A 13562-nucleotide genomic window follows, 5' to 3' on the forward strand; every position below is an offset into this window, starting at 1 on the left:
TAAGGCGGGCCAGTCGCGCGGGCGGCTGGTCGCGGTGGCGGTGGCAACGCCAGCCCAGCCACGCGGGCGCGGGCAGGCCGGGCCAGCCGCGCGGGCGGTGGCCCCAAGCGGTGTGTCAGGTCATGGCGCTCCCTCCACGACGAAGTCGGCCATCATCGCCATGTCCTCGTGTTCCAGGTTGTGGCAGTGCAACATGAACGTGCCCGTGTAGTCGGTGAAGCGGACGGCGATTTCTACTGCTTCCGACGCGCGCAGGTCGACGGTGTCCTTCCAGCCGTGGTCGTACGGGCCCGGTTCGTTCGCGTTTCTCGAGATCACTTGGAAGTGGTTGAGGTGCAGGTGGATGGGGTGGTGGAAGTCGGTCACGAAGCGCCAGTGCTCGACCTCGCCCAGGCGCGGGCGGGCCAGGGCGCGTCCTGGGCGGTAGTCCAGGTCGTTGATCCGCCAGGTGCCGTCGCGGCCCTGGCCGAAGCGGAACGTGCGGCTGCGCTTCGGCGGTGGTAGGGGTTCTGCGGTGGTACTGAGCACTGGAGGTACCACCGACGGATCCTTGCTCTTGGGCCCTTTGACGTCGAATCGCATGACGTTGCCGTTGTCCCGGTCGATGAGGCGGACCTCGGCGCCGGGTTTGTAGCGCGCGAAGTCGACCACGACGTCGAACCGCTCGGCCGGAGCCAGCTCGAGGGTGTCGTGGACGATCGGCCTGGCGAGGAGGCCGCCGTCGCTGCCGATCTGGATGAAGGCGTTGCCGCCGGGTGGCTGCGGGTCGAGTTCGAGGCGGTATCGCCGCGCGTTGGACGCGTTGAGCAGCCGAAGCCGGTAGCGGGCCGGGTCGACCTCGTGCACCGGCCACGGTAGACCGTTGACGAGGATCACGTCGCCGAGGATGCCGTTCATGTACTCGGAGTCACCGCTCGGATACCGGAAGGAGCCGTCGGCCTCGAACGCGCGGTCGGTGATCATCAGTGGGAGCTCGCGGTCGCCGGTCGGCAGCGGGAGCGCGTCCTCCTCGTCGTCGCGCACGAGGTGGAAGCCGGCCAGCCCGCGGTACACCGCCGGACCGGTGAAGCCCATCCGATGGTCGTGGTACCAGAGGGTCGCGGCCCGCTGCTGCATCGGATATCGGTATGTGCGCGAGCCCACGGTCATGTCGCCGGTCATGGTGGCCATGTCGTGGTGCATCGCCCCGCCCGCGGCCCCGGCCTCGGGCATGATCAGGTCGATCGGGTAGCCGTCGCTGCCGGCCGGGGTGTGGCCGCCGTGCAGGTGCACGACGACGGGCTCGGGGAGCTGGTTGCGGTGTGTGACGGTGGCCGCCCGACCCGATCGCGTGACGACGGTCGGGCCTGGGAAGCTTCCGTTGTACGTCCACGCGCGCGTCGTCAGCCCGGGCAGGATGGAGAGCTCGGCCTCCCGCTGTGTGATCTCCTCGCCGGAGAGCACGGGGGGGATGGTGAGGCGCGCCTCGAACGGTCGCGGCAGCGGTGCCCGGCTGTGCAGGAGCTTGCCCGGCCGTTTCGGGGTGAGCAGCGACCAGCCGAGACCGGCCGCCCCGAGCGCCGCGGCACCGGCCCCGAGGACCGCGCGCCGCTTCACGCCGTCACCTCGATCGCCTCAGTGCCGCGCGGGATCGGCGTCTTCCACGCCCAGGTGGCCGCGTGGACGGTGCCGACGGCCATCAGCACGCCGATGGGCACGTGCAGCTCGAGCACCCGGAACACGCCGAGGATGCCCTGCGCGGCCAGGAGGAGCGGGACCAGCAGGCCCATGCGTGGCAGCGACGGCTCCCGTTCTCGGCGGCCGGGCAGGAAGATCACCACCGTCTGCACGAGAGCGATGACGACCATCGAGAAGCCGGTGATCATGTGCCAGCGCAGCACCGGGTAGTGGCCGCTGAGGAAGCTGCCGGCGAGGAGGACCTGAACGGCGGCAAGGAAGGCCAGTGCCGTCATGGTTCCCCGCAGCGCCATGTGGACCGTTCGTGGGTTCATGGTCGGCAATGGTGGTCGGCCGGGGAGATCAAGTCGTCAGACCTGGGTATAGATCTTGTACCACGCTGGGATGAAGGATCTGATACCACGCTGGGCCGACGCGCTCGGCGCCGCGAGGGAATACCGTCTTGGGCATGCGAGAGCGATGGCAGGATCTGGGGCTGGCGGCGGGGGCCGCGGTCGTGGCGGTGGGCGGGGCGCTCACTGCTCCGGACGGGCGCACCGGCCTCGACGCCCTCGGCATCGCGCTGCTGGTCGTGGCCGGTCTGGTGCTGGCCGGGCGGCGGCGGTTCCCGCGGCCGGTGCTGGCCGTCGCGGCCCTGAGCCTACTGGTGTATCTCGTGCTCGGTTACCCGGGCGTCGGGCCGGCGCTGCCCGTCCTCGTCGCGCTCTATACGACGGTCAGGCAGGGACACCAGCGGATGGCGAAGGCCACGATCGCCGCGATCCTGCTCATCGGCATCGTCGGCGACGCGATCAGCTCCGGCGCGCGGCCGGGCGACGTGTTTCAGCGCTGGTTCCTCATCATCGGCTGGATGGTCGCCTCGAGCGTGATGGCCGAGGTGACCCGGCAGCATCGGGCCTACCTGGAGCAGGTGGAGCGCCGGGCCGAGGACGCCGAACGGACCCGGGAGGAGACCGCGCGGCGCCGGGCGGCCGAGGAGCGGCTGCGCATCGCGCGGGAGCTGCACGACTCACTGACGCACAGCATCTCCATCATCAAGATTCAGGCCGGGGTGGCGGTACACCTCGCACGCAAACGAGACGAGCCCGTGCCCGACGCGCTGGTGGCGATCGAGCACGCGAGCGCCGACGCGATGCGGGAGCTGCGCAACACCCTCGAGGTCCTGCGAGCCGACGATCCGCTCGCCGAGGGCAACGGGCTGTGCCACCTCGACCGGCTGGCGGAGGGCGCACGGCGGGCCGGCCTGCCGGTGACCGTGCAGGTCGCGGGAGCGGAGCGGGAGCTGCCGGCCGAGGTCGACAGCACCGCGTACAGGATCGTGCAGGAGGCGCTGACCAACGCGGCCCGGCATGCGGGGGCGGCGACGGCGACGGTGTGCATCGAGTACGGGGCTGACGGCGTCACCGTGCGGATCGAGGACAACGGGAAGGGCGTCGGCGGCGATGCGGACGGCGGAGACAGCGGTGGGGCGGGGTCGGCGGTGCCGGTGCCCGGGGTGGGGCTGACCGGGATGCGGGAGCGAGTTGTGGCGCTGGGCGGGACGTTGCGTGCCGGGGCGCGTAGCGGTGGGGGGTTCGTCGTGGAGGCGCGGCTGCCGCTGGCCGGGGCTTCGGTGGTGGCGGCATGATCCGGGTGCTGCTCGTCGATGACCAGGCGTTGATCCGGGCCGGGTTCCGGGCGCTGCTGTCCGCTGAGGATGACATCGCGGTCGTGGCCGAGGGGGTGGACGGCGAGCAGGCGGTGGCGTTGGCTCGGGAGCATCTGCCGGACGTTGCGCTCGTCGATATTCAGATGCCCGGGGTGGACGGGATCGAGGCGGCCCGGCGGATCGCGGCGGATCCGGCGCTCGACGGGGTGCACGTGGTGATGCTGACGAACTATGGGCTGGACGAGTACGTGTATGCGGCGCTGCGGGCGGGGGCGGCCGGGTTCATGGTCAAGGACACCGAGCCGGCCGATCTGCTGCACGGGGTCCGGGTCGCGGCGCGGGGGGATGCGCTGCTGTCACCGGCGATCACTCGGCGGCTGATCGGCGAGTATGTGGCCCGGCCGCCGCGGGGGCCGCTGCACGGGGCCGTGAACAACCTGACGAACCGGGAACGGGAGGTCGTCGCTCTGGCCGCGCGGGGGCTGTCCAACGACGAGATCGCCGAGCGGATGGTGATCAGCCTGGCCACCGCGAAGACCCACATCAGCCGGGCGATGACGAAGCTGCACGCCCGGGACCGGGCCCAGCTGGTGGTGTTCGCGTACGAGTCGGGGCTCGTCACGGTGTGAGATCGGAGGGGCGAATGGAGTTCGTCGCTGTGGATGCCGCGGAGCTTGAGTACCGGGCTCGGACGATGCGTGGATGCGTTCCTCCTCAGCTGGTGTCTCGGCTGGTTGAGCTGGGGCATGTCGGGGTGGTGGAGGAGTTGGCGGGGCGGGGGGAGTGGTTTTGTGCGGTTGAGTGGGTGCGGGTGCTTGTCGGGCGGGGGCGGCGGGACGTGGCGGTGGAGGTGCTTGGGCCGTACGTCGGGGCTGGGTGGTGGACGGCTGTCGAGGAGCTGGCTCGGCTGCTTGAGGAGTGGGGGCTTGGTACTGACGCTGTTGCGTTGGTTCGGCCGCATGCGGAGGGTGGTGGGCGGCTGGCGTTGGCGTTCTTCGCCCGGTTGTTGGGGCGGTACGGGCAGGGGGCCGAAGCGTTCGAACTGTTGCGGCCGCACGTGTCGGACTGGTTCTTCGCGGATGCGTTGGTTGATGTCAGTTGGGGCGCTGGGCTGGAGGAAGAAGCTGCGTTGTTGTTGAGCGGCTGCATCGATGCGGTGGTGGGCCATGGGTCCTCATGCGGGTCCCGTCGTATCTTGCCGTCCAACGCTGTTCGGCTGTTGGCGGCCATCCGGGAGCGGCAAGGGCGGGTCGACGAGGCGGTTGAGCTGTTGCGGACCTGGGGCGGGGCGTCCGTCAACGGGCGGGATCAGCTGGCCGAGCTGCTGGTTCGGCAGGAGCGGATCGCGGAGCTGCACGAGTACGCGGCTACGGAGCATCACGGGCAGGCGGCGGAGTGTCTCGCGGAGTACCTCGAGCGGCTCGGGGACGTGGAGGGGGCCATCGCTGTGTACCGGCGGCCCGGGGACTCGAGTAGCCGGCGCGTCAACGGGCTCATGCGGCTGGCGCAGCTGCTGACGCGGCATGGGCGTGACGATGAAGCCGCGGAGGTGCTGCTCTCGCTGGCCGAGTCCGCTGGTGGGGAGCTGGACTGGAAGGTGGAGCTGTTGTGCCGCCACTACCTGGACCAAGGGCGGGCCCTGGACGGGCTGGCCTACCTCGACGACCTCAGAGGGCGCCGCGGTGGCGAGGAGTGGGACATCTTCCGGATGCGGCTGCCGCTCATGGTCGGGTGTGGGCGGCGCGAGGAGGCGATCGAGCTGGTGCGGGGGCATCCCGAACGTGATACCTCGTATGGGGCCGGTGCACTTGCGGAGCTGCTCGCCGGGGCTGGGCGCACCGACGAGGCCGTGGCCGTTCTCCAGCGGCAGGAGTCCGGGGTCGCGAGCACGCTGGCCGGGTATCTCATCGACCTCGGTCGCGTCGAGGACGCGATTGCCGTCCTGCGTGGCGAGGATCGGGCCGCCGGCTCGGTGGCTCCGGGGGTGCGATGAGCTTCGACGGGCAGGGCCGATCGGCCTCGGTTGTAGCGGCCGCCGGGGCGGGTCACGAAGTGGTCGAAGGCGGTCAGGCCGGGGGCGGTCAGGCGCATCACCCGGTTCGATGAGCTGCAACCCCACGGCCCTGAGACATGGCTGCACCCCCACGGCCCTGAGACGTGGCTGCAACCCCACGGCCCTGAGACGTGGCTGCAACCCCACGGCCCTGGGACTCGGCCGCGATCCCGCGGTGCTGTGCCTGGCGGCGATCCCGCGGTCCTGTGACCTGGCCGGAAACCTCGCGGCCCTGGGGCATGGCCGCAAGCGAGGGTCCTTGTGACCTGGCTGGAACCGCAAGAGGGCTGCGGCCTGGCTGCGGGGGCTGGTGGTGGCGGCGCGGGCGGGGTAGGGGTGCGGTGCGGGAGTTGGTGGGGGGCGGGGAGGACAATCGGGTTCGTGTGGATCGGGCTGTTGGGGGCGCTGGAGGTGCGGGCCGGGGACGGGTCGGCTGTTGAGGTCGGCGGGGCTCGGCTGCGGGTGTTGGTCACGTTGTTGGCGTTGGAGCCCGGGCGGGTGGTCAGCGCGGCTCGGCTGGTTGACGGGGTTTGGGGGGACAATCCGCCCGGTGGGGCCGGCAACGCGCTGCAGTCGCTCGTGTCGCGGCTTCGGCGGGTGCTACCCGACGGGGTGGTGCAGGGGCGGGCCGGTGGATACCTGCTCGATATCGGTCGGGAGTCGGTTGATCACCTGCGGTTCGAGGATCTTGTCACGCTCGGGCGGGCGGCCGGGGACGCGACGGCGGCGGCGGCGCTGTTTCGGGAGGCTGAGGGGTTGTGGCGGGGGGCGGCGCTCGCTGACGCCGGGGACGCCCTGTTCGCGCGGCCCTGGCGGGCCCGGCTCGACGAGCTGCGGCTCGCCGCCACCGAGGATCGGCTCGAGGCGGAGCTGCGCATCGGGGAGCGGGTCGTGGCCGAGCTCGAGGCCCTCGTCGCCGCGCATCCGTTGCGGGAGCGGCTCGTCGGGCTGCTCATGCGGGCCCTCGCCGACGGTGGGCGGGCGGCGGAGGCGCTCGCGGCGTTCGAGCGGTGCCGGGTCCGGCTCGCCGAGGAGCTCGGAGCTGATCCGTCCGCCGGTCTGATCGCTGTACACCTGCAGATTTTGCGTGGGGAGGCCGAGGTCGGACGGCCGGAACCGGCGGCGGGGAATTTGCGGGCCGCGCTGACCAGCTTCGTCGGGCGGGACGCCGACGTGGGGGCGGTGCGGCGGCTGGTCGGCTCGAATCGGCTGGTCACGCTGGTCGGGACCGGGGGTGCGGGGAAGACCCGGCTGTCGGTCGAGACCGGGCGGGCCGGGCTGGCCGAGCATCCCGACGGGGTCTGGCTGGTCGAGCTCGCGCCCGTCACCGGACCCGCCGATGTGATTCAGGCCGTGTGGGGGGCGCTCGGGCTGCGGGACCCGGCCGGGAAGCCGGGGCCGGGGCGGCGCTTCGACGCCGAGGACTCGCCGCGGCGGCTGGCGGCGGCGCTCGCGCAGCGGCGGATGCTGCTCATCCTCGACAACTGTGAGCATGTCATCGCGGCCGCGGCGGCGCTCGCCGAGCGGCTCCTCGGGGACTCGCCGCACCTGCGTGTGCTCGCCACCAGCCGGGAGCCGCTCGGGATCACCGGGGAGGTGCTGTTCCCGGTCGAGCCGCTCGGGGCCGGGGCGGCCGAGCAGCTGTTCCGGGACCGGGCGGCGGCGGTCCGGCCGGGGCTGGCCGTCGACGGGGACGCGGTCGCGCGGATCTGCCGGGCCCTCGACGGGCTGCCCCTCGCGATCGAGCTCGCCGCGGCCCGCTGCCGGTCGCTGCCCCCGGCGCACATCGCGGACCGGCTCGACGACCGGTTCCGGCTGCTGACCCGGGGCAGCCGCACCGCCCTGCCGCGGCACCAGACGCTGCGGGCCGTCGTCGACTGGAGCTGGGACCTGCTCGGCGAGGACGAACGGGTCATGCTGCGGCGGCTGGCGACGTTCCCCGGCGGGGCGACGGTGACCGCGGCGGCCGCCGTCTGCGACCCCGACGGGCGGCTCGGCGACACCGACGAGCTGCTCACCACCCTGGCCGAGAAGTCGCTGCTGATCGCCGGGGACGACCTGCGGTACCGGATGCTGGAGACGATCCGCGCCTACGGCCGTGAGCGGCTCGCCGAGCACGGCGAGGCCGACGAGCTGCGGCGGCGGCACGGGGCGTGGTTCCTGGCCCTGGCCCAGCGGCTCGAACCGGCCCTGCGCGGCCACGACCAGCTGGCGGCCCTGGCCGAGCTGGCCGCCGAGCACGACAACCTGCACGGTGCGTTGCGGCGGGCGATCACGGCCGGGGACAGTGACCTGGCGGTGCGGCTGGTGGCGGTCGTGGGCTGGTACTGGTGGCTCGGCGGGCACCGGGTCGAGGGCGCGGCGCTGGCCTCGGCCGCGCTGACCATGCCGGGGCCGGCCGACCCCGACGCCCGGGCGATGGCCTGTGGTGTCGCCGCGGTCAACGGGTTCGACGGGCTCGGTGACACCGAGATGCTCGACGGCTGGTTCGCGGAGGCCATGCAGTACCAAGGCGACCATCCGTTGTTCCGTCTTTTCCAGGCCGTCGCCGGGCTGTATCGCCAAGGTCCGGTCGGGGTGGTGCTGGACCGGATCACCGCATTGTCCGACGACCCGGACCCGTGGATCGCCGGGCTGGGCCGGCTGCTCGTCGGGCACGCGCTGCTCAACACCGGCGCCCACGCCGCCGAGTCACGGGCCGCGTTCGAGGCGTCGCTGGCCGCGTTCCAGAGCATCGGTGAGCGGTGGGGCATGTCGTTCGCGCTGGCCGCGCTGGCCGAGGCGAAGGCGCAGGACGGGCTGCACCGGGAGGCGATCGCACACTACGAGGAGGCGCTGACCTACCTGCGGGCGCTCGGGTCGACCGAGGACCGGCCGGTGACGGAGGTGCGCCTGGCGGTGCAGTACGACATCGTCGGCGACCCGGCCCGGGCCGACGCCACCTACGCCGAGGCCCGCCGGACCGCGCTGCGCTCGGGGGTGCCGGACAGCATCGCGTTCGTCGAGTACTCGTTCGCCTACCGGGCCCTGCGCTGCGGCCGCCTGGACGAGGCCCGCACCCGTTTCGCGCACGCCCTGGACATCGTCGGGCGCAACCGGGTCTCGCCGCAGATGCGCGGGCTGCTGCACAGCGGCCGCGCGGTCGTGCTCGCCTACGACGGTGAGCACGCCGCCGCCCGGGCCGCGATCCGCGAGGCCGTCAGCATGGGCCGCAGCGCGTTCGACGCGCCGATGATCGCGACCGTGGTGGTCGACGCGGCCGAGACGGCGCTCATCGCCGGTGACCCCGGGCGGGCGGCGGTGCTGCTGGCCGCGGCCGAGCAGCTGCGCGGCGGCGTCGACCGGACGTGGCCGTGGACCGCGAAGGTGTATGCGGCGACCCGGGCCGCGCTGACGCCGGGCGAGGTCGCGGCCGCCGTCGAGGAGGGCGGCCGCGCGACGATCGAGAACGTCCTGGACTATTTCCCCGCGGATCAGTGGTGAAAGAGCCGCACGCCGGTGCGGACGAGGGCGATGCCGTGCTCCCGGCAGGCCTGCTCCACCTCTGCGGAGCGGATGGAGCCGCCCGGTTCGGCGATGGAGCCGACCCCGTGCTCGGCGGCGCGGTCGACGTTGTCTCGGAACGGCAGGGCGCCGTCGGAGGCGAACGCCACCCCGGACAGCCGGCCCAGCCACCGGCGGCGCTCGTCGTCGCCCAGCTCGTTGTCGATGTATGCGAGCTGCCGGGCGATGCGGTCCTGCGGGCGCGTGCCCGCCGCGAACGGCAGCGACCGTACCGCCGGATGCCGCCGCAGCCACCACGTGCCGGCCTTGGCCCCGGCGAGCCGGGTGCAGTCCACCCGGGACTGCTGACCCGCGCCGATGCCGAGCGTCTGACCGTCCCGCACATAACAGACGGAGTTCGATTGGGTGTACCGCAGCACAGCCAGCCCCAGCAGCAGGTCATCGCGGGCCGCGGCCGGCAGGGCCACGCCGTCCACCGCCCGCAGGACCGCGGCGCTCAGCTCGACCGGGTCGCGCTCCTGGGTCAGCCGCAGGCCGAAGACCTCGCGGGTCTCCCACCGCGGCGGGACGAACGCCGCGTCGGCCTCCAGGACCAGGAACCGGCCCTGCTGCTTGCCGCTCAGGACGCCCACGGTGCCCGCCTCGTAGCCCGGCGCGACGATCCCGTCGCAGACCAGGCCGGTCAGCGCGGCCGCGAGCTCGGCGTCGACCGGCCGGGACACGGCCACGAAGTCGCCGTAGGAGGACTTCGGGTCGGCGTCCCGGGCTCGCAGGTACGCGCTGGTCAACGGGCCGACGTCGGACCCCCGCAGCCCGTACGGCCCGGCGGTGACGTCGTCCAGGCGCCCGCTGAGCGCCACCCCGGCCGGTGACACGTGCTTGAAGGACGCCGCCGCCGGGCGTCCGAGGAGCCGGTCGGCTTCCTGGACGAGCTGCCAGCCGTGCAGCGCGTCCAGCATGTTGATGTAGGACGGGCGGCCGTTGAGCACGGCGACCGGGGCCGGGCCGGTGATCGCCTCCGCCCGCGCCGCCTGCTGCGGGTTCATGCCGTAGCGCAGATCCACTCCGCGGTCTCCTCAACCTGATCGGGTGAATGCGGGCGCCCAGGCGGTCGACGCTGACACAGGAGTGTTCGCCGCTCCCCGGTGGTGACCCACCCGCGCCAGTCGCGACGGCCCGCATTCTATCGAACCCGTAAATGCGTTGAGCGCGGCCCGCGACTCGATGCACGCTGGCAAGCATGCGCCTGCTCCGGGACCTCTGGGCCACCTCGCCCCGCCGCACCGCGGTGGTGGGGCTGCTCATCGTGCTCGGCGCGGCCGGGCAGGCCCTCGCGTCCGCGGTCGGCGGGGCGGTCCTGATTCATCGATCATGGGTGATGTTCGCGGTGCTCGTGGCCGCGCTGGCCGCGTCGGTGCTCACGGACCTCGGGGTGTCGCTGATCATGGCCCGGCTCACCGCGGACTGGTGTGCCGACGTGCGGCGGCGGCTGTGCCGGGTCGCGTTCGGGCAGGACCTGCCGACGCTGGAGACGACGCCCGTCGGTGAGCTGCTGGACCGGATCGACTCGGACGTCTACCAGGTCGCCTCGGAGATGCGCAACGCCGGCGTCCGGATCATCCAGTCCGCGTCCTACACGGTGCTGTCGGTGGCGGCGACCCTGTTCGTCTGGTGGCCGGCCGGCGTCGCGATGATCGTCATCGCCGTCGCGCTGACCCTGGGCCTGCGCAAGCCGACCGCGAAGATCGCCGTCAGCCGGATGGCCGAGGAGGAGGCCTGGAGCGACGTCGCCGCGGTCATGGAGGAGAGCATCCACGGCCAGGACGACGTGCGCACGACCCTCGCCCGGCCCTACGTGCTGCGCCTCTACGCCCGCCGCGCCGCCGCCGTCCTCGAGCGCGGCCGCCGGGTCTGGCACCGCTCCGCCGCCGTCACCTCGATCGCGTCGGCGTTCGTGCGGCTCACCATCGCCGTCATCGTCCTCGGCGGCGTCTGGGCCCTCGCCACCGACCGCATCGACGTCGCCCGGCTCAGCGCCGTCTGGCTCCTCGCGCTCGGGTTCGGTGCGACCGTCGAGCACACCAGCCGGATGGTCCCGGACCTGCAGTACGCGCTCGGCGCCTGGGCCCGGGTCCAGCAGCTGCGCTCGGCCCAGCAGGAACCGCACGGCGGCGCGACGCCCACCCCCGGAGACCTCGAGGTCAGCCATTTGACGTTCCGGTACTCCGAGCAAGCGCGAAAACCGGCCCTGAGCGACGTGACCCTCACGTTCGCACGGGGCCGTTCCTATGCGCTCATCGGCCGGACCGGCTCCGGCAAATCCACCCTCGCGAAGGTCCTCACCAGGGCCGTGGACATCCCGCGCGGCACCGTGTCGCTCGGCGGCGTCGACCTGCTCGACCTCGACCTGGAGCACCTGCGCCGGTGGATCGCCGTGGTGCCGCAGCGGACCGAGATCCTGGCCGGCACCCTCGCCGAGAACATCGCGCTGTTCGACCCCAGCCTTATCCACGGCGTTGGAGCCGCAGTCGAGGAGCTGGGCCTGACCGCGTGGGTGGCGGACCTGCCCGACGGGCTCGAGACCCGCCTCGGCGACGGCGGGCACGTCCTGTCGGCCGGCCAGGAGCAGCTGGTCGCGTTCGCCCGGATCGTGGTCCGCGACCCGCAGGTCGTCATCCTCGACGAGGCCACCGCCCGGCTCGACCCGGTCACCGAGGCCCAGGTGCAGCGGGCCACCGACCGCATTCTCGCCGGCCGCATCGGCATCATCGTCGCCCACCGCCTGTCGTCGGTGCGGCAGTGCGACGAGGTCGTCGTCCTCGCCGACGGCGAGGTTGTGGAGGCGGGCCCGCTGGCGTCCTCGGCCCGGTTCGCCACGCTGCTGGCCGCGTCGACCTACGAGAAGGCCGCGGCGCCGCAGCTGACCGCGGCCCCGGTGAAGGCCCTGGTGACCAGCGCCGGGCTGAAGTCGGACCCGCCGCCGCTGCCGAGCGCCCCGAAGACCCGCACGCTGTGGAACATCTTCAAGCTCGCCACCAACGACTGGCGCTTCGGCCTGACCTCGGTCGTCATGTTCGGGGTGATGGTCCTGTTCGGCCTGGACGGTTCGGTCCTGCCGTGGCTGTGGGCCGACCTCGTCGACGGCGCCGGTGACCCGCTGGGGCCGGGCGTGTGGATCGCGGCCGCGCTGCTGCTCCCGGTGATGCTGCCGTACCTCACCGGCCGCTGGTATCCGGAGTGGTGGGTCCGCCAGCTCCTGCGGATCAGCCTGCGACTCGTGCACGGCCAGACCGGCGCCCGGCGGGTCAGCAAGCACACCCCGGCCGAGGTCGTCGCCCAGGGCGGCGACACCGAACGGGTCATCGTGCTCGCCGACAACCTGATCGACCAGTGGATCTGCCTGTGGGTCCTGGCCACGATGACGGTCGTGGCCGGTTCGTTCGTGCCGGCCGCCTTCATGGCCGCCACGATCGTGTTCTCGGGCCTGGCCGCGACGCTGTTCGGCCCGGTCCTGAAGCGCTCGGCGCAGCAGACGGTCGCGGCCCGGGCCGCGTTCGCCACCGCCCTGGTGTCGTCGCTGTCCGCCGCCCGGACCGTGAAGCTCGCCGGTGCCACCACCCCGGTCCTCGATCACCTGGCGGGGCTGGACCGGACCCGCAGCGACCGGGTCCGGCGGGAGATCGCGGTGCAGGTGTGGGCCCGCTCCACCCCGGCGCTCGCCAGCGGCCTGCTGCCGATCGGGGCGTGGGCCCTGCTGCTGACCGGCGACCTGTCCCCGGGCGCGACCCTCGTCGCCGTGTCGACGCTCGGCTCGGCCCGCTGGTTCGCCTGGACGACGGCGTCGCTGATCTCGCAGCTGCCCTCGGCCCGGGTGTGGACGCGGCGGACGATCGAGATGACGGGCAGCGCCGAGTACGCGGCGGCCGTCGCCGGTGTCGACCTCTCCGCCGGCACCGCCCCGGCCCCGGCCGCGGCGCCCCGCCATCCGCTGCGCCGCCTGGACCTCGACGGCTTCGCGGCAGTACACGAGGACGGCACGGTCGCGGTCCGGGACCTGGACCTGTCGGTCGAGCGCGGGCAGCTCGTGCTGGTCGTCGGCCCCGTCGGGTCGGGCAAGTCGTCGCTGCTGCGCGCCCTGGCCGGGATCGTGCACCACACCGGGAAGCTGCGGTGGAACGGCGAGCCGGTCACGGAGCCGGAGATGTTCCTGCGCCCGAACCAGATCGGCTACGTGGCCCAGCTGCCGCGGGTGCTGTCCGGGACGGTCGCCGACAACATCGCCCTCGGCCACGAGGTCGACGCCGACCACGCCGTGTCGACCGCGCAGCTGGAGCACGACCTGACCGCCGCCGGCGCCGGCCTGGGCCTGCTCATCGGGCACAAGGGCACCCGCCTGTCGGGCGGGCAGCTGCAGCGCCTGGCCCTGGCCCGGGCCCTGGCCCCGCGCACGGAACTGCTGATCGCCGACGACGTGTCCTCGGCGCTGGACGTGACGACGGAGCTGGCGCTGTGGCGGGCCCTGCGCGAACATGGCGTCACGGTCATCGGCTCCACCTCGAAGCGCGCCGCCCTGACCCAGGCCGACCGCGTGATCGTCCTGCAGGACGGCACCGCGGCCGCCCAGGGCACCTGGCGCGAGCTCGAACCCGATTGGGGGCACCTCGCCGGTTGACTCGCCCG

General features: G+C 73.1%; 8 protein-coding genes and 1 riboswitch. Of the genes, 5 read left to right on the forward strand and 3 right to left on the reverse strand.

The annotated features are described in order from the left end of the window. Positions 1 to 120 precede the first annotated feature (120 nt). Positions 121 to 1596, reverse strand: a complete 1476-nt coding sequence (locus ACIA8L_RS33145) for a multicopper oxidase family protein (protein WP_395910581.1) — start codon at positions 1594 to 1596, stop codon at positions 121 to 123. Then, positions 1593 to 1991, reverse strand: a complete 399-nt coding sequence (locus tag ACIA8L_RS33150) for a hypothetical protein (protein WP_395910583.1) — start codon at positions 1989 to 1991, stop codon at positions 1593 to 1595. The genes ACIA8L_RS33145 and ACIA8L_RS33150 overlap by 4 nt, the downstream gene beginning before the upstream one ends. Before the next feature lie 134 nt (positions 1992 to 2125). Between ACIA8L_RS33150 and ACIA8L_RS33155 the strand changes: the two genes are divergently transcribed. The 4 genes from ACIA8L_RS33155 to ACIA8L_RS33170 all read left to right on the forward strand — a co-directional run bounded on the left by ACIA8L_RS33155 (position 2126) and on the right by ACIA8L_RS33170 (position 8861). After that, positions 2126 to 3304 (forward strand): sensor histidine kinase, encoded by a 1179-nt coding sequence (locus ACIA8L_RS33155; RefSeq protein WP_395910585.1) that lies wholly within the window; start codon positions 2126 to 2128, stop codon positions 3302 to 3304. Then, the gene (locus ACIA8L_RS33160) at positions 3301 to 3954 is read left to right on the forward strand and encodes a response regulator (protein ID WP_395910587.1); all 654 of its coding nucleotides are present in this window, start codon (positions 3301 to 3303) and stop codon (positions 3952 to 3954) included. The genes ACIA8L_RS33155 and ACIA8L_RS33160 overlap by 4 nt, the downstream gene beginning before the upstream one ends. A 590-nt stretch (positions 3955 to 4544) precedes the next feature. After that, positions 4545 to 5318: a tetratricopeptide repeat protein gene (locus ACIA8L_RS33165; RefSeq protein WP_395910589.1), complete on the forward strand. Its 774-nt coding sequence runs from the start codon at positions 4545 to 4547 to the stop codon at positions 5316 to 5318. Between the two features lie 441 nt (positions 5319 to 5759). Beyond that, complete coding sequence (locus ACIA8L_RS33170) at positions 5760 to 8861, forward strand: BTAD domain-containing putative transcriptional regulator (RefSeq protein WP_395910591.1); 3102 nt, start codon at positions 5760 to 5762, stop codon at positions 8859 to 8861. On the opposite strand, the gene ACIA8L_RS33175 is transcribed toward ACIA8L_RS33170, so the two are convergent. After that, a complete protein-coding gene (locus ACIA8L_RS33175; RefSeq protein ID WP_395910593.1) occupies positions 8852 to 9946 on the reverse strand; it encodes a phosphoribosylaminoimidazolecarboxamide formyltransferase in 1095 nt (364 codons plus the stop codon). The two genes, ACIA8L_RS33170 and ACIA8L_RS33175, sit on opposite strands and share 10 nt — an antisense overlap. Positions 9947 to 9976: 30 nt before the next feature. Beyond that, a riboswitch (ZMP/ZTP riboswitch) is annotated at positions 9977 to 10062 on the reverse strand. A gap of 60 nt (positions 10063 to 10122) precedes the next feature. Between ACIA8L_RS33175 and ACIA8L_RS33180 the strand changes: the two genes are divergently transcribed. Continuing rightward, entirely contained in the window at positions 10123 to 13554 is a 3432-nt protein-coding gene (locus tag ACIA8L_RS33180; RefSeq protein ID WP_395910595.1) for an ATP-binding cassette domain-containing protein, read from the forward strand. Positions 13555 to 13562: the final 8 nt, after the last annotated feature.

Origin of the sequence: Dactylosporangium sp. NPDC051541, assembly GCF_044454505.1 — a bacterium.
GTDB lineage: Bacteria > Actinomycetota > Actinomycetes > Mycobacteriales > Micromonosporaceae > Dactylosporangium.